The sequence below is a fragment of the Parasedimentitalea nitratireducens genome, from assembly GCF_057444295.1.
Genome location: NZ_JBYAXC010000003.1, coordinates 450,667 through 466,123, shown reverse-complemented (window position 1 = coordinate 466,123; position 15,457 = coordinate 450,667). Strand labels below are relative to the sequence as shown.

The window sequence follows — 15,457 nt, the reverse complement described above, 5'->3', positions numbered from 1 at the left end:
GTCGCAGCTATTTGCGTTCACGGGCGCGTTTAAGTAGTCGGCCAATGACAAACGAGGTGCGCGGTGCGTAGACATAGCTGGTGCGTTCTTCTGGGGTTGGACGGGCGCGCATCCGGCTTAGGCCAAAGACAATCAGCGCAAGATGGCCCAGAGCAATCATTGCAAACAGCGCGCTTGGTCCAAAGCTGTCGATCAGGGTCGAGGCGGCAAAGGGGCTGGCGATGGCGCCTAAGGCAAAGAAAAACATCAGCGCTGCCGAAAGTTCGACCCTTTCACTGGAATTGGCAAAGTCATGGGCATGGGCTGCCGAAACCGAGAAGATCGGGAAGGTGGTAAAACCAAAGACGCCAGCTGACAGCATCACCGCCAGTGTGCCAAAATTAGCAATGGCGACGGTCACGCCGCTGGACACGATCGCAGCGACCGATAGCCAGATCAGCACCCAGCGACGGTCGTATTTATCGGCGAGCCATCCCATGGGGTATTGCGCCAGTGCGCCGCCCAATACAAAGGCCGCCAGGAAGAAGGCGATCTGGTCAATCTCCAGTCCAACCTCTTGGCCATACAGTGGGCCAACCATTCGGAACGAGGCGGACCCGAGTGCGGCAACAAGCACCCCTGCGACCGCTAGCGGCGAACAGCGCCAGGCTAGGGCGGGGCGCAAACGGGGGGCCGATGGGGTTTCAGGCTGGCTGGCCCGGGTCAGGGTCAGTGGCAGCAACGCGGCACAGCACAAAATGGCCAGCAGATTATACGAGACATAGGCCGCAGGGGGCAGCACCGCGATCAGCAACTGCGCCGCCAACGAGGCCCCCATATCGACAATGCGATAACTGCCCATCGCGCGGCCGCGGTTTTCATTGGTGACCTTGGCATTCATCCAGGCCTCGATCACCGTGTAACAGCCCGCCACACAGACACCCGACGCAATGCGCATCGCGGCCCAGGCCAGTGGATTGTCGGTCAATGTGTGACCGATCAACCCGATAGCCCCAAGAGCGGTAAAGGCGGCAAAGGCACGTGAGTGTCCGACTGATCCCATCAGCCTTGGAGACCACCAGCAGCCAATGAAAAAACCCATGAAGTGCGCCGAGCCCAGCAAACCGATCTGCTCATTGGTGAAATTGAGCGTCAGCCCCGAGATGGCATCCAGCGGGCCCACGCCTCCGGTCGACAGCTGCAGCAGGACAACAGACAAAAGAAGGGCGGCAAAAGAAATGATCAGGCGCATAACTGCCTAAGATGCTCAGACAAAGCCACTGAGCGCCACTGTTTTCGACAGGAATGTCGCATATGACTTATGATCTGGGGCTATCAAGTCTCTTTGATCCGGGCCTGAATGTCTAACGAGACGATATCGTCGACCAAATCAGGATACCCCGAAGCGCCAAAGGCCCGGCGGCTCAGGCTTCCGCGCAGATTGACATCCAGTTGGCTTAGGTCGTTGGCTGGGGTGCCGCGTGGCCGATACAGGGCAGCCTGAAGTGTGATGGGGTGGGTTACGCCGCGCAATGTTAGATCACCCACAATCTGCGCGCCCTCAGATATACGCCCGGCGGCCCCTAAAATGATGCGACGGGACACAAAACGTATGGTTGGAAACCGGGCTGCATCCAGAACCTCGGGCCCTGTCATCACTTGGGTGATGAAAACCAATCCGGTTCTGGCCTTTGTCACATCCAGCGTTACATCAACCTGCGACTTCGACAGGTTTGCCGGATCAACGGTGACCTCGACGTGATCAACCGGGATTGTGCCGGTCTGGGAAATACCGTTCAACCTGAACTGAAATTCAACGCGGGATTTGGACAGATCCAACCCATAGCTTTTGGGCACTGCTACCACGGCACTGGGCAACAGGCAGGCGCTGGCAAGCCCGCAAATGGCGTCTCGTCTGTGGATCATCATCGCCTCCGGACGCATAGCCTAAACCGATTTGCATTTTGATGCACTTGTCTTTGGCTGGCTTTGACCATTCGCGGCTACTTTTCGCGGTTCACCACCGGGCCGTCCTGTTTGACCCATTCCGAAAACCCGCCTTCAAGGTGAACAACCGGTGCCAGTCCCATCTCCATTGCGGTTTTGGCGGCCAAGGCTGATCGCCAACCGCTGGCACAGTAAAACACGTAGATCTTGTCCTGATTAAACAGCGGTTTGTGATAGGGGCTGTCTGGGTCGATCCAAAACTCCAGCATGCCACGCGGGCAAGAATGCGCGCCGGGTATCATCCCCAAACGCTGTATTTCGCGAATGTCGCGCAGGTCAATAAACACATGGCCTTCATCTTCGGCCAGGGGCTTTGCTTCGGCCACTGGCAGGGCAATAGCAACATTGTTGGCCTCGGCCAGAAGAGACTTGATACCCTTGGTAATGTTCTGTGGCATGGTTTCCCCCCCCGTTCTCACGTATAAGACTTGCCGATTTTGCCCCCAGGCTCAAGCGGCGACTGCGCGGTGCTTGCGCTTATCACTCGAGGGGGTACTGTCGCGACCGACGAATAAAAGGATTGCGCGACATGAAAATGAACCCTTTGGGCCGCACTGGAATGCAGGTTTCTGAGCTGTGCCTTGGCACCATGACCTTTGGCACTCAGACCTCGGAAGCCGAGTCTCACACGCAGATTGATCACGCGCTGGCGGCTGGTATTAATTTTGTCGACACGGCCGAGATGTATCCGGTCAATCCGATCCGCCGCGAGACGGTGGGGCGCAGTGAAGAGATCATCGGCAATTGGAATGCCAAAAGCGGCCGCCGGGGCGACTACATCCTGGCCACCAAGCACTCGGGCGAGGGGCTGGGGATTGTGCGGGATGGCGCGCCAATCTCGGCCAAGACCATCGCTAGTACCATCGAGGGGTCGCTGAAGCGCCTGCAGACCGAATACATCGATCTGTACCAGTTCCATTGGCCCAATCGGGGCAGCTATATGTTCCGCAAGAACTGGAGCTTTGACCCGTCGTCGCAGAACCGCGAGGAAACGCTGGATAACATGGCTGAATGCTTGGAGGCGCTGCAAAAGCAGGTGGATAGGGGCAATATTCGCGCCTTTGGTTTGAGCAATGAAAGTGCCTGGGGCACGGCACAGTGGCTGCGATTGGCCGAAGAGGGCAAAGGCCCAAGGGTGGCCTCGATCCAGAATGAGTATTCGCTGCTGTGCCGGATGTATGACACCGACCTATCCGAACTGAGTGTAAACGAGGATGTGGGGTTGCTGGCATTTTCGCCGCTTGGGACTGGGTTGTTGACTGGCAAGTACCAAAAAGGCGCGGTGCCCGATGGTTCGCGCAAGTCACTAAGCCCTGAGCTGGGCGGACGCGATGTGCCACGGGTCTATGATGCGGTGGACACATATCTGGACATTGCGGCGCGTCACGGTTTGGACGTGGTGCATATGGCGCTGGCCTGGTGTCGGACACGGCCGTTCATGGCGTCAGCGATATTTGGGGCAACCACGATGGCGCAGTTGCAGCACGCGCTGGGCGCAGTTGATCTGGAGTTATCGGGTGAGGTTTTGCGGGAGATCGACCAGGCGCATCGCGCCAATCCAATGCCGTATTAAGTAATGAACTGGGGGAGGGGGCGCAGCCCCCTCTGGGCCTGATGGCCCATTCACCCCCGGGATAGTTCTAGCCAGATGAAGCTGGGTCCGGGTCAGAAGAACAGCCGCTTAGTGTTGAAAGGGCTGTGAGCTGTCCTGGCGCAGGTCGCGGGCCGTGCTGCCATGGGCCGTACGAAAGGCCCGCGCAAAAGTGGATTGCGAGGTAAAGCCGGTGGCCAGCGCCACATCCATCAGGGATAGCTTGGTATCGGTGACCAGACGGCGGGCCTCGGCCATGCGCAGTTGCAGGTAGTGATCCTGTGGCGTGGTGTTCAGGCGCAGGCGGAACTGCTGTTGCAGGCTGCGCGGGCTGGTGCCCAGGCTTTCGGCGATATAGCTCAGCGGCAGAGGTTCATCCAGCGACGACTCCATCAGCGCATTGGCCTTGGCGGTCAGGGCACTGTGTTTCTGGCTGCCCAGACGGCTTTGGGGCCGGGTTGGGGCAGCGGGGCCGTCATACAGGAACAGGCCAGCCACGCGCGATGCAAAGCCGTGTCCGTGGCGCGCGCCGATGATGTGCAACATCATTTCAATCGCGGGGGTGGCGCCGCCCGAGGTCAGGCGACCCTCGGACAGGGTGAAACGATCCTGACGGGTGTCGACATCCGGGAAACGGCTGGCAAAGTTTTCCAGATCTTCCCAGTGGGTGGTCGCGGCGTGACCGTCTAGCAGACCTGCCTCGGCCATCAGCCAGGGGCCACCGTCGATGCCGGCGATTGTGGCACCGGTGGCTGCGATGCGACGCAGTCCAGCCAACAGGCTGGGGGTGGCTTGGCGCGCAAGCTGGAAGCCAGCCACAACAATCAACAGCTCGCAGTCCTGCAATCGGGCCAGCGGAATGCCGGGGACGCTCAACCCGCTGGTCAGCATCGACGGCTCATTTGTTGGGGTGACATAATCCCAGTCAAAGGCATGACGCCCGGCCAGCCGGTTGGCGGCGCGCATCGGATCTACCGTGGCGGCAAAGGACAGCGTGTTGCATTCGTCGAGCACCAGCACCGCGGTTTTCAGCGGTCTGTTCTCGGGCTGCAGTATGTTTTTTGCGTATTTCATCAAGTACGATTCGCATCTTGTAAAGTTCAGACCCCAAGGCTGAGCCACAGTGGGGATCAAATCAAACAGGAATCTGGGGAAGAGCCTGGGGATAACCCTAGGCAAAACCCTGTACATCACGGGGAAAAGCAAAATGCCTCTGAATATGACCAAAGACGTCTTTATCACCTGCGCAGTGACCGGGTCTGGCGGCACTCAGGATCGCAGCCCACATGTGCCCCGTTCACCGGCGCAAATCGCCGACAGCGCCATAGCTGCGGCCAAGGCCGGGGCGGCCATTGTGCACTGCCATGTGCGCGATCCTGAGACCGGCGCGCCAAGCCGCGATCTGGCGCTGTATCGCGAAGTGACCGACCGCATTCGCGACTCGGAGGTAGACATGGTGCTGAACCTGACCGCTGGCATGGGCGGCGACATGGTGTTTGGCGATGTCGAAAACCCGCTGCCAGTGAGTGAAGCCGGTACCGACATGGTCGGCGCAACCGAACGCATGGCGCATGTCGCGGAATGCTTGCCCGAGATCTGCACGCTGGACTGCGGCACCATGAACTTTGCCGAGGCTGATTACGTGATGACCAACACGCCGGGCATGTTGCGGGCGATGGGTCAGATGATGACCGATCTGGGGGTCAAGCCCGAGATTGAAGCCTTTGATACCGGGCATCTTTGGTTTGCCAAGGAACTGGTGAAAGAAGGCGTGTTGGAAAGCCAGGCACTGGTGCAGTTGTGCATGGGGGTGCCATGGGGGGCGCCGAACGATCTGAACACCTTTATGGCGATGGTCAACAATGTGCCTGATGACTGGAATTGGTCTGCATTCTCGCTGGGCAGGGATCAGATGGCCTATGTCGCGGCGTCCGTGCTTGCCGGCGGCAATGTGCGTGTGGGGCTGGAGGACAACCTGTGGTTGGGCAAAGGGCAGTTGGCCGAAAACTGGCAGCTGGTTGAGCGTGCAGGCACCATCATCGAGAACATGGGTGCGCGGGTAATCGGGCCGGATGCGGTGCGCGAGAAGCTGGGGCTGGTGAAACGAGCGCCCAAAGGCTGAATTGACAAAGACCGCACAGGGGATAGCGTCATCGAATTGTCGAAACAAAGGGAATTTTGATGCGCTATTTCATTGCAGGATTGATGGTGGTTCTTGTGGCTGCTTGCCAGCCAGAGGTTGAAGTTATTGATCCGGTTTATGATGCCAAGGATGCAAAGGCATGTGAGGAGCAAGGGGGGCGCTATTATGTTGGGCACCCTCACATTTCCTATCAGTGTGAAGTTCCTTCCCCTGATGCAGGGAAGGTGTGCTCGCGTGCCTCGGATTGCAGCGCTTCATGCATGGCGGAGACGCGGACTTGCTCTGCAAACGCACCGATATTTGGCAAATGGCAGGAACTTGATGAAGACGGAAAAGTTGTCACTTGGGAAGGGTATTAGGAAATCAAATGACCTAATCGGTGGCTGTGGCCAGTAGTGGCTTACGCTTTGAGGAGCAAAGGTTCGAGTTCGAGTTGGGAGGCACGAAAGCATGCTTCTTTTGAGTTGCAAACAGGACAGGGGAGGATAGAGTACATGCATGATCTTATTTCCGTTTTTCGCCGCTTCGATATTTTCTCTGACTGCTTTCCTGCAATCCGAATCCGCTTGGTGGAAAGGGCCGCTCTCGGCCTTGGCACTGGTTATTCTTGGGTTCGTGGTCTTAGCAGCACTACCAGAAGAAGCCTTGGAGAATACCATGTTGCCGCCGGTGATTGGTCTGGCTGCAGCGGCTTGGCTTTGCGCGGTTGTGATCGGGCTGGGGGCACTGGCAGCTTTGGTGCTGCGCCAGTTCTGGACAGCCGGTCGGATCGCAGGCGTGACGTTCTTATGCGGCTGGCTGCTGTTCAGCCTGCTGCAACTTGTGTTGGCCGGATAAACCAGAGCCTCGGTTTAAGGCCAACTGTTCATCAAACTAAAATCAAATGCGCCGTTCGAGAGAGCGGTGTACCAGTTGCGTTTGCTTTGAAGCAGGCGCCGCCCGAGCTGTGCGCGGGTCAGATACCATCTGAGAAGGAAGTACTATGAAAACAGCAGCAATCATCGGTGGTGGTGTTATTGGCGGCGGATGGGCCGCGCGGTTCTTGCTGAATGGCTGGGACGTGCGGGTGTTTGACCCAGATCCCGAGGCTGAGCGCAAGATTGGTGAGGTGCTGGACAATGCACGCCGCAGCCTGCCGGGGTTGGGCAATGTGGCATTGCCGACTGAGGGCAGTCTGACGTTTCATGCGACCATTGCCGAGGCTGTTGATGGTGCTGACTGGGTGCAGGAAAGCGTGCCCGAGCGGCTGGATCTGAAGCAGAAGGTTTATGGCGAGCTGCAGCAACACTGTGCGCCAGATGCTGTCATTGGCTCGTCAACATCTGGCTACAAGCCTTCGCAGTTGCAGGAGGGCTTTGACAACGCAGCGCAGATCGTGGTGGCGCATCCGTTTAACCCGGTCTACCTGCTGCCGCTGATCGAGCTGGTAGGGACCGAGGCCAACCGGCCCGAAGTGATTGCGCGCGCCAAAGAAATCGTGACTTCAATCGGCATGTACCCGCTGCATCTGCGCAAGGAGATCGATGCGCATATTGCAGATCGTTTCCTTGAGGCTGTCTGGCGCGAGGCGCTGTGGCTGGTCAAGGATGGTATCGCTTCCACCGAGGAAATAGACAATGCGATCCGCTATGGCTTTGGCATCCGCTGGGCACAGATGGGGTTGTTTGAAACCTATCGCGTTGCCGGGGGCGAGGCGGGTATGAAGCATTTCATGGCGCAGTTTGGCCCATGTTTGACACTGCCCTGGACCAAGCTGATGGATGTGCCCGAGTTCACCGAGGAGCTGGTGGATCTGATCGCGGATCAATCTGACGAACAGTCGGGCCAGCATTCCATCCGCGAGCTGGAGCGGATCCGCGACAACAATCTGGTGGGCATGATGCGGGCGATGTCGGCCAATGATTGGGGCGCGGGTGCCTTGCAGAACGCGCAGGACAAGGCGCGCGAAGGCGAGGCGGGCTTGCTGAGCCATATCGACCAAATCGAGGATCTGTCAAAGCCGGTGCTCACCTTGAACCGCACGGTGCCACTGGATTGGACCGACTATAATGGCCACATGACCGAGAGCCGTTATCTGGATGCCTTTGCGCAGTCGACCGACCGGTTGATGATCTTGATTGGCTGTGACGCTGAATATATCGCCAATGGCGGCAGCTATTTCACCGCTGAAACCCATATCCGCCATATCGACGAGGTGCACGCCGGCCATGCCATTCAGGTCAGAACTCAGGTGATCATGGGGGCAGGTAAGAAGATGCACCTGTGGCATGAGATGTATGAGGGCGGCCGGTTGTTGGCGACGGGTGAGCACATGTTGCTGCATGTGGATTTGGCAACCCGGCGGTCCGCTCCGCCTGCTGAACATGTTGAGGCTGCTTTGGTGAAACTGGCCGAGGCCCATGCGGCACTGCCTGCGCCTGATGGTCTGGGCCGCGCAATCGGAGCGCCGCGGTAATGGCGCGGGTTCTGATCACCGCAGGCGCATCCGGCATCGGCCACGCCATGGGCGAGGGCTTTGCTGCAGCTGGCTATGAGGTCTGGGTCACCGATGTGGACGAGGTTGGACTGGCCGCGTTGCCCTCTGATTGGGTGAAACATCGCGCCAATGCCGCTAGCGAAGGGGACATGCAGGCTGTCTTTGCGGCCATATCTGATGCAGGTGGGGTGGATGTGCTCTGCGCAAATGCAGGGGTGGCTGGACCAACGGCCAAGGTTGAGGACGTGGAGCTGGCCGACTGGCAGGCCTGCGTCAGCGTCAATCTGGAAGGCGCGTTTTTGGCGGCGAAATATGCTGCGCCCTTGATGAAAGTCGCAGGGGCCGGGGCGATTGTGGTGACGTCATCCACAGCGGGGCAATATGGTTACCCAAACCGCGCGCCCTATTCGGCGGCGAAATGGGCAGTGATCGGCCTGACCAAGACACTGGCGATGGAGCTGGGGCCACACGGCATTCGCGCCAATGTCATTTGCCCTGGCGCTGTCGAAGGCCCGCGGATGGAGGGCGTGTTGGAACGCGAAGCTACGGCCAAGGGCATGACCCGCGATGAGGTGTACCAGGGTTATGCCGCGGGGACCTCGATGGGGCGGTTTGTTGAAGCGCGGGATATTGCCGATATGGCGGTGTTTCTGGCGTCAGATAAGGCGCGGCTGGTGTCGGGGCAGGTGATCGCGGTGGATGGTCATACCGAAAACCCGGACCCCAAGGTGTAAAACAACGGCGGCTCAAGTCATTGCCATGACTTGAGCCTGAACGCCGCCCTGTGGCGGCGTGTGGCTTTCAGCTGGTAATCTCGGCTTTGAGCGCGCGTAAGCGGTCAGGCAATTGGCGTGCCGTGAGGTCCGCCTCGCGCACCAGAGTGTCAAAATGCTGGGTGAAGGTCTCAATCCGATCGCTGTCACGAAACGCCATGTAATGGCTGCCGGCGTAAAACACGCAGAGAAGCGGGCCAAATATCGTAAGTGGTGAAGAATACAGCCGCTTGGCATCAAACAGATAGACCCGAAGACGCGGATAGAGCTGAGTGCAGAGACGTTCAAAATTGTCGAGCTGTTCAATCCGGGCCGCCAGCGGCAGGTCGTGGTAATAGCCAGTGCCATGGGCAAAACTATCGAGCTCGTAGATCGGCATGGCGATTTCATAGTCTGATTGCGATTGGCGCATCCAGGACAATCGGTCCTCAGACGCGCCAATGGCCTGATCAGCTGTTTTGCCCAGATGAGGGGAATACTCCCATTCCAGCAATGCGCGGGTTTTCAGCATGTCGGGCAGGGCGGCAGGCACGTGGCGGATTTTATAACCGGCGGCCTCGCGGTGCCAGTCGAATATGCGCTCATCCACCAGGGCGCGTGGGGCTTTGGACAGGGACAGGGCACCGGCCAGAAGCTCGGCGGCGCTTTCGGGGCGGTCAGACAGGCTGAGCAGCCAATCGGCAGAGACACCCAGAGCGGCGGCGCAGGCGCCCACCACATGGGCATTGGGCAGGCGGGCCCCATCGCCGGTCAGCAGTTGCGAGATCGTTGAACGATCCACGCCGATCTGGCGGGCCAAGGCGCTTTGATTGCTGCCGCTTTCATCCAGTGCGCGGCGCAGGCGGCTGCGGAACTGCTCGGCGCGGATACGTTTGTCCAGTTTTTCACTCATGAGGTGATTAATATCACAGATGCTGATTCTTGTTAATCATATTCGGAATTCTGCACAGGTGCTGATCCTCGCTACTCTGGACAAAAGAAAACAGAGCTGAGGGCAATATGGAAACGCGCAGGCGGTCGCTGGTCAAAGCGGTGATTTGGAACATTCTGGGGCTGCTGGTCATGGCGCTGGTTGGCTTTGCCGCAACCGGATCCATTGCCGTGGGAGGCGCCATTTCGCTGATCAACAGCGCTATCGGGTTCACCATGTACATCGGCTATGAACGCCTGTGGGCGCGGATACATTGGGGGCGCAGCCATGTCTGAACCGCTGCCCAAAGGCCCTGAGTGGGGAACGTTCACCCTGATCCTACTGTGTTATGGGCTGTGGTTGGCAGGGCTGTGGTATCTACCCATGCTGAGCCTGCCGCTGGCCATTGCCGCAATCGCTGTACTGGTGGCCTTTCATTCCTCGCTGACACATGAGGCGCTGCATGGGCATCCGTTCCGCACCCGTGCGCTGAACGAACTGCTGATGGCGCCACAGCTGAACATGGTGATCCCTTACAATCGGTTTCGCGACACCCATCTGGCGCATCACAGGGATGAGAACCTGACCGATCCCTATGATGATCCCGAAAGTAATTTTCAGGATCCGGGCAAGTGGCACCAGATGCCGCTGTGGATGCGCCGTCTGTATCGGGTGAACAATACACTGCTGGGGCGGATCCTGTTGGGGCCGCTGATTGGCCAGATGTGTTTCTTTGCCAGCGAAGCACGGGCCGTCGGTGAAGGCGACCGCTCGGTGATCTGGGGGTGGGTTTTGCACCTGCCGGGACTGGCTTTGATCCTGTGGCTGGTGGTGCAATCGCCGATGCCGGTCTGGGCCTATTGCATTGCCGCCTATCTGGGGCTGGGGCTGGTCAAGATCCGCACGTTCCTGGAACATCGAGCGCATGAAGACATGCACGCGCGGACTGTCGTTGTTGAAGACCGCGGCCCATTGGCGCTGCTGTTTTTGAACAACAACTTTCATGTTGTGCATCATTTGCACCCCGGCGTGCCTTGGTATGCGCTGCCCAACCTGTATCGCCAGCGAAAGGCCAAGTATCAGGAGGCTAACGATAAATACGTCTACGCCTCTTATGGCCAGGTGTTTCGGCGCTACTTGCTCCGGGGCAAAGACCCGGTGCCGCATCCGCTCTGGCAACCCGGGGAATAACAGGCCATAAGCCGGTTCATGAGTTTATGGATCCCTGTCACAATCGCCGCCGCATCGTTCCAGACGGTGCGGTTTATGCTGCAAAAAGTGCTGAGCAGTGTGACGCTGTCACCGGCTGGTGCAACGTTTTCCCGCTTTGTCTATTCTGCACCGTTTATTCTGGCCGGACTTGCGGCCTACCTTTGGCTGTCAGGGCAATCCTTGCCGCCACTGTCGACCCTGTTCTGGGTGTTTTCGGCCATTGGTGGGCTGTCCCAAATCCTGGCAACGATCTGTGTGGTGGCCCTGTTCAAACAGCGAAACTTTGCAGTGGGGATCACCTTTAAGAAGACCGAGGTGATTCAGACGGCCATTGTCGGGCTGTTGGTGCTGGGCGACCAGATCAGCAACTGGGGCTGGGTTGCCATCGCCTTGGGTCTGAGTGCGGTGCTGGTGCTGTCCAAGAGTCCGGACAGTGACGGTGCATGGTGGACTCATCTGACCAACCGGGCTGCGCAGCTAGGGCTGGGGTCGGGCGTCTTGTTTGCCTTCTCCGCCGTTAGCTATCGTGGGGCATCCCTGCAATTGGGCGATCTGGATCCAGCGTTTCGGGCAGGCATTACCTTGGCGGTCGTGGTCAGCATGCAAACTCTGATGATGCTGGTCTGGTTGGGCTGGCGCGATCGGGTAGAGATTTCTCGGGTTTGGGCCGCACGTCGGGTTGCGGTCTGGGTTGGGCTGACCAGTCTTGGCGGCTCGTTCTGTTGGTTTTGGGCGTTTTCGATGCAAAACGCGGCCTATGTCAAAGCGCTGGGGCAGGTCGAATTGATCCTGTCCATTCTAGCAACTGTACTGTTCTTCAAAGAGAAGATTACCGGGCGTGAAGTGCTGGGTATGGGCTTGCTTGTTGCGTCGATTTTGGCGTTGGTGCTGGCGATCTGAGCCCGGAAAATTCAAATTTTCCGCCCCGGAATTTTTGTAAATTCCGGAGCGCGCAGAACTGTTTCTAACCGGAAACAGGCATTTCGCGACCATGCAATCGCAAGAACAAACTGGCCTCGTCGTTATTGCGGAAATAGGGCACCGAGCTTGGCGGCGTCAGATCGGTGATCCGGGCGGCGACTTCGGCCAGCACCACTTCGGTAATAAACGGCAGGTCAAACTGGCGGGCCTGGGAGAGCTTGACCCACTGCAAATGGGACAGTTCGTCTGAGGCTCGGGAAAAATCGTCCAAATCGCCAACAATCTGATCTGCATCAGCCAGAAAAAATCGCGCATCAAAGCGACGGGGCCGACCGGGTGGTGTCAGAGCCCGAAACACGTATTGCAAGCCCTGGGCCGAGGGCAGGTGCCCGGTGGCCGCAAAATCCCGCCAGTCCGCATGCGCTGGCTCGGGCCAAACGCCCGGAACCCCAAGGATCAGCCCGGTTTCTTCCCACAATTCACGAACCGCGGCAGCGGCCAGAGCGGATTGTAGCCCGTCCGGGGCTTGATCGGCCAATCGTTGGTGACAGAGGTCAGAAACGAAATGGGCCAGCGGCACGTCGGCATCTTCGGCATCAACTGCACCGCCGGGAAAGACAAACTTGTTCGGCATAAAGGCCGCTTTGGCACCGCGCTGACCCATCAGGATTGAGGGGTCAGCCCCCATACGATCCCGCACCACAATCACAGTTGCTGCATTGCGCACAGCTGTTTTATCAATCGCGGGTGGGGTGGGTGCTTGGTTGCTCATGCGGCCTCACTGTTTGCCAAAGATTTCAGGAATCCTTGTCGAATCCATGCATACGTCTTGCCCATTGATAGGCAACAACAATCCCCTTCATTCTGGGCAGAAGATACAGCGACAGGGCGACAACGCCAACCGTTACAACGGAAAACATAACCAGCGGCTCGGGGCGCCACATCACATAGACAATATGCAGCAATGGTGCCAGCAGGTGGCCAACAATCAGAATGGTCAGATAAGCCGGGCCATCGTCGGCCTTGGCGTGGGACAGTTTTAGATTACAGCTCTCGCAGGTGTCATTGACCTTGAGATAGGAATGCAGCAGCTCGCCCTCACCGCAGCAGGGGCACTTACGGCGCCAGCCGTTCAGCAGCGCAGGCATCGTAGGGCGATCGTTTTCGATTTCTGAATCGGGAATAGCCTGAGATTCGGTCATGATTAATTCCTGTGTTTGCGACACATGTTTGCGCCTTTCTTGCCCCGGGGGAAAGAGGGTATGCAAACGCTGCGTCCGGATGCCGCAAATGTTTGCAATCCGCACAAGCATTTGACTGTGAATTAAAATCTAACATTTTTCAGTTTTTTGCGACGGAATGCGCTAGCCCGCGCGTTTGACTTGCATGATCGGCGACACGGGGTCGCCACAAGCAAAGGAAATTGACATGAACAGAGCAGCTATCATTGCAGTCATCGTTGCCTCGGCCGGAGTTGTTGGAGCCAGTACCGTGCTTGCCAAGGGAGGTCCTGGTCGCCAGGGGATGAACATGTCATTTGAAGACATCGATGCAGATGGCAATGGTGAAATTACCCAGGCCGAAATCGATGCGCTGAAGGCCGCCCGATTTGCCGCGGCCGACACCAATAGCGATGGCGCACTTTCGCTGGAAGAAATGCAGGCGCAGGGGGCCAAGAAGGCCCTAGAGCGTGCAACGCGGATGCTGGAAAAGCATGATGCCAATGGCGATGGTGTCCTGAGCCAGGATGAGTTGCCTAAACCCCGCCGATCGGGCCATATGCTGCAACGGATGGATGCCGATGGAAACGGTTCGATCTCGAAAGAAGAATTTGAAGAAGCACGCAACCATATGCGTGGCAAAGGTAAACCTAGACCAGGGCAGCAGCCTGATACGGAAACGGAGCAGAACTGATCGGCCTGACGTGTTTCATAACGCTGACATATCTGAACAGTGGCCCCCGGAACCGGGGCTGCTGTTGATGGGAGAGCCGGACCCAACACTGAGCGACGACGCCTTGCTGGTGCTCTATGCCAATGGCGATGGCCGCGCGGCACAAGAGTTGACGACGCGCCTGTCTCCCCGTTGCTTTGGTGTTGCGATGCGGGTTCTTGGTAATCAGGCCGAGGCCGAGGATGTCACCCAAGAGGCGATGATGCGGCTGTGGCGGATGGCCCCGAACTGGCAGCCGGGGCAGGCGCAGTTGTCGACCTGGCTGTACCGGGTGGCGATGAACCTGTGCATTGATCTTAAACGCCGTCAACGCGGTGGATATGTGGATCTGGACGCGGTGCCGGAACCGGCGGATACCACCCGCAGTGCGGCCGAGCAATTGCAAGACGGTGCCCGGCAGGACGCATTGCAGGTGGCCCTGATGCAATTGCCCGAACGGCAGCGTCAAGCGGTGGTGTTGCGACACATCGAAGAGTTACCTAACCCCGAAATTGCGGGGATCATGGACATCAGCGTCGAGGCGGTTGAGAGTTTGACCGCGCGGGGCAAACGGGCGCTGGCGGCCATCCTGGCCGGACGACGCGAAGAACTGGGGTATAGCAATGGCTGAGTTTGACAAGGACATGCAAGAGTTGGACGATCTGTTCGCCACTGCGCGCAAATCCCCTGCAACACCACCGGATCACCTGACCTCAGCCATTCTGGCAGATGCGGTGACCGCACGGGCCGAGGCCGTGGCGGAGGGGGAAAAACAAACCTCCAAGCCCGGCCAGCCACAGAGCATCTGGCGTCATCTGTTCATGGCGATTGGCGGATTGCCAGCTTTGGGCGGATTGGCAATGGCCAGCTTGGTCGGGGTTTGGATCGGATTTGCGCCGCCCTCGTTTTTGCCAGACCCGGCACAGTTGATCGGATATTCAGACAGCACTTCGGTGCCCTATGACAGTTACGACCTGGCATCTTTGCTGGGTGAGGAGGTGCAATGAGCACTGAGGAAACCCCCAAAATGAAAACATGGCTGCGGATCGTATTGGCTGGCTCTCTTGGCTTGAACCTGGTTGTGGCGGGCCTGGCCGTGGGGGCGATGCTCCGCTTTCACGATGGCGCAAAGCCGAGGCCGGGGCCATCCTTTGGGGCGACGCTGTTTCGGGAGCTGGACAAGGAAACCCGCCGCGAGCTGCGTCGCAAAGCGGGTGGGGACCACGGGAATTTTCACGAAAGACGGCGCGCTGAATCCGAAACGGTGCTGAACCTTTTGCGCGCGGATCCCTTTGATGCCGAAGCTTTGTCAGGGTTTATCAAAGAGCAGGCCGCTTCGGGGCATGCATTCCAAATGTCGGTGCAACAGGCCTGGGTGGCGCGGATCAGCGGGATGGATGCCGAGGAACGGGTCGAGTATGCCGACCACCTGCAAGAGAAAATGCAACGTCCCCATGGTGGAAAGCGGCGGCGCAATGCGCCGTAACTATTCACGGGTTTCAGTTTGAGTGCT

20 protein-coding genes are annotated in these 15,457 nt (G+C 58.4%); 13 read left to right on the top strand and 7 right to left on the bottom strand.

Features of this window, described 5'->3' with window-relative positions:
* Window positions 1–7: 7 nt before the first annotated feature.
* From AC2T28_RS12945 to AC2T28_RS12935, 3 genes are all read right to left on the bottom strand, one after another.
* A complete protein-coding gene (locus AC2T28_RS12945; protein WP_486749405.1) occupies window positions 8–1,231 on the bottom strand; it encodes an MFS transporter in 1,224 nt (407 codons plus the stop codon).
* 83 nt (window positions 1,232–1,314) lie between these two features.
* A complete protein-coding gene (locus tag AC2T28_RS12940; protein WP_486749404.1) occupies window positions 1,315–1,905 on the bottom strand; it encodes a YceI family protein in 591 nt (196 codons plus the stop codon).
* A 77-nt stretch (window positions 1,906–1,982) separates the two neighbouring features.
* Window positions 1,983–2,384 carry a rhodanese-like domain-containing protein gene (locus AC2T28_RS12935; protein WP_486749403.1) on the bottom strand — a complete coding sequence of 134 codons (402 nt, stop codon included), beginning with the start codon at window positions 2,382–2,384 and terminating at the stop codon, window positions 1,983–1,985.
* A 131-nt stretch (window positions 2,385–2,515) separates the two neighbouring features.
* Here AC2T28_RS12935 and AC2T28_RS12930 point away from each other — a divergent pair, with 131 nt between their 5' ends.
* Window positions 2,516–3,559: an aldo/keto reductase gene (locus AC2T28_RS12930; protein WP_486749402.1), complete on the top strand. Its 1,044-nt coding sequence runs from the start codon at window positions 2,516–2,518 to the stop codon at window positions 3,557–3,559.
* A 108-nt stretch (window positions 3,560–3,667) separates the two neighbouring features.
* Here AC2T28_RS12930 and AC2T28_RS12925 read toward each other — a convergent pair whose 3' ends face one another.
* Entirely contained in the window at window positions 3,668–4,651 is a 984-nt protein-coding gene (locus AC2T28_RS12925; protein WP_486749401.1) for a GlxA family transcriptional regulator, read from the bottom strand.
* A 133-nt stretch (window positions 4,652–4,784) separates the two neighbouring features.
* Between AC2T28_RS12925 and bcoG the strand changes: the two genes are divergently transcribed.
* The 5 genes from bcoG (at window position 4,785) to AC2T28_RS12900 (ending at window position 8,930) form a co-directional block, all read left to right on the top strand.
* Window positions 4,785–5,699 (top strand): 3-dehydrocarnitine:acetyl-CoA trimethylamine transferase BcoG, encoded by a 915-nt coding sequence (gene bcoG / locus AC2T28_RS12920; RefSeq protein WP_486749400.1) that lies wholly within the window; start codon window positions 4,785–4,787, stop codon window positions 5,697–5,699.
* A gap of 59 nt (window positions 5,700–5,758) precedes the next feature.
* A complete protein-coding gene (locus AC2T28_RS12915) occupies window positions 5,759–6,079 on the top strand; it encodes a hypothetical protein (RefSeq protein WP_486749399.1) in 321 nt (106 codons plus the stop codon).
* 139 nt (window positions 6,080–6,218) lie between these two features.
* A complete protein-coding gene (locus AC2T28_RS12910) occupies window positions 6,219–6,557 on the top strand; it encodes a hypothetical protein (protein ID WP_486749398.1) in 339 nt (112 codons plus the stop codon).
* 145 nt (window positions 6,558–6,702) lie between these two features.
* Window positions 6,703–8,175, top strand: a complete 1,473-nt coding sequence (locus tag AC2T28_RS12905; protein WP_486749397.1) for a carnitine 3-dehydrogenase — start codon at window positions 6,703–6,705, stop codon at window positions 8,173–8,175.
* The gene (locus tag AC2T28_RS12900) at window positions 8,175–8,930 is read left to right on the top strand and encodes an SDR family oxidoreductase (RefSeq protein WP_486749396.1); all 756 of its coding nucleotides are present in this window, start codon (window positions 8,175–8,177) and stop codon (window positions 8,928–8,930) included. The genes AC2T28_RS12905 and AC2T28_RS12900 overlap by 1 nt, the downstream gene beginning before the upstream one ends.
* A 67-nt stretch (window positions 8,931–8,997) precedes the next feature.
* On the opposite strand, the gene AC2T28_RS12895 is transcribed toward AC2T28_RS12900, so the two are convergent.
* Window positions 8,998–9,861 carry a helix-turn-helix domain-containing protein gene (locus AC2T28_RS12895; protein WP_486749395.1) on the bottom strand — a complete coding sequence of 288 codons (864 nt, stop codon included), beginning with the start codon at window positions 9,859–9,861 and terminating at the stop codon, window positions 8,998–9,000.
* 107 nt (window positions 9,862–9,968) lie between these two features.
* Here AC2T28_RS12895 and AC2T28_RS12890 point away from each other — a divergent pair, with 107 nt between their 5' ends.
* Genes AC2T28_RS12890 through AC2T28_RS12880 form a run of 3 tightly spaced genes read left to right on the top strand, consistent with a single transcriptional unit; the run spans window position 9,969 to window position 11,991 of the window.
* Entirely contained in the window at window positions 9,969–10,175 is a 207-nt protein-coding gene (locus AC2T28_RS12890) for a DUF2061 domain-containing protein (protein ID WP_486749394.1), read from the top strand.
* Window positions 10,168–11,070: a fatty acid desaturase gene (locus tag AC2T28_RS12885; protein WP_486749393.1), complete on the top strand. Its 903-nt coding sequence runs from the start codon at window positions 10,168–10,170 to the stop codon at window positions 11,068–11,070. The genes AC2T28_RS12890 and AC2T28_RS12885 overlap by 8 nt, the downstream gene beginning before the upstream one ends.
* An 18-nt stretch (window positions 11,071–11,088) precedes the next feature.
* On the top strand, window positions 11,089–11,991 hold the full coding sequence (locus AC2T28_RS12880) for an EamA family transporter (RefSeq protein ID WP_486749392.1): 903 nt from the start codon (window positions 11,089–11,091) through the stop codon (window positions 11,989–11,991).
* A gap of 64 nt (window positions 11,992–12,055) precedes the next feature.
* Here AC2T28_RS12880 and AC2T28_RS12875 read toward each other — a convergent pair whose 3' ends face one another.
* Window positions 12,056–12,784, bottom strand: coding sequence for an NUDIX hydrolase (locus AC2T28_RS12875; RefSeq protein WP_486749391.1), 729 nt, complete (start codon window positions 12,782–12,784; stop codon window positions 12,056–12,058).
* Between the two features lie 25 nt (window positions 12,785–12,809).
* Window positions 12,810–13,214, bottom strand: coding sequence for a DUF983 domain-containing protein (locus tag AC2T28_RS12870; RefSeq protein ID WP_486749390.1), 405 nt, complete (start codon window positions 13,212–13,214; stop codon window positions 12,810–12,812).
* Window positions 13,215–13,440: 226 nt separating this feature from the next.
* Between AC2T28_RS12870 and AC2T28_RS12865 the strand changes: the two genes are divergently transcribed.
* The 4 genes from AC2T28_RS12865 to AC2T28_RS12850 all read left to right on the top strand — a co-directional run bounded on the left by AC2T28_RS12865 (window position 13,441) and on the right by AC2T28_RS12850 (window position 15,430).
* Window positions 13,441–13,926: an EF-hand domain-containing protein gene (locus AC2T28_RS12865; RefSeq protein ID WP_486749389.1), complete on the top strand. Its 486-nt coding sequence runs from the start codon at window positions 13,441–13,443 to the stop codon at window positions 13,924–13,926.
* Between the two features lie 67 nt (window positions 13,927–13,993).
* Window positions 13,994–14,575: an RNA polymerase sigma factor gene (locus AC2T28_RS12860; protein WP_486749524.1), complete on the top strand. Its 582-nt coding sequence runs from the start codon at window positions 13,994–13,996 to the stop codon at window positions 14,573–14,575.
* Window positions 14,568–14,951, top strand: a complete 384-nt coding sequence (locus tag AC2T28_RS12855) for a hypothetical protein (RefSeq protein WP_486749388.1) — start codon at window positions 14,568–14,570, stop codon at window positions 14,949–14,951. The genes AC2T28_RS12860 and AC2T28_RS12855 overlap by 8 nt, the downstream gene beginning before the upstream one ends.
* Window positions 14,948–15,430, top strand: a complete 483-nt coding sequence (locus AC2T28_RS12850) for a periplasmic heavy metal sensor (protein WP_486749387.1) — start codon at window positions 14,948–14,950, stop codon at window positions 15,428–15,430. The genes AC2T28_RS12855 and AC2T28_RS12850 overlap by 4 nt, the downstream gene beginning before the upstream one ends.
* Window positions 15,431–15,457 lie beyond the last annotated feature (27 nt).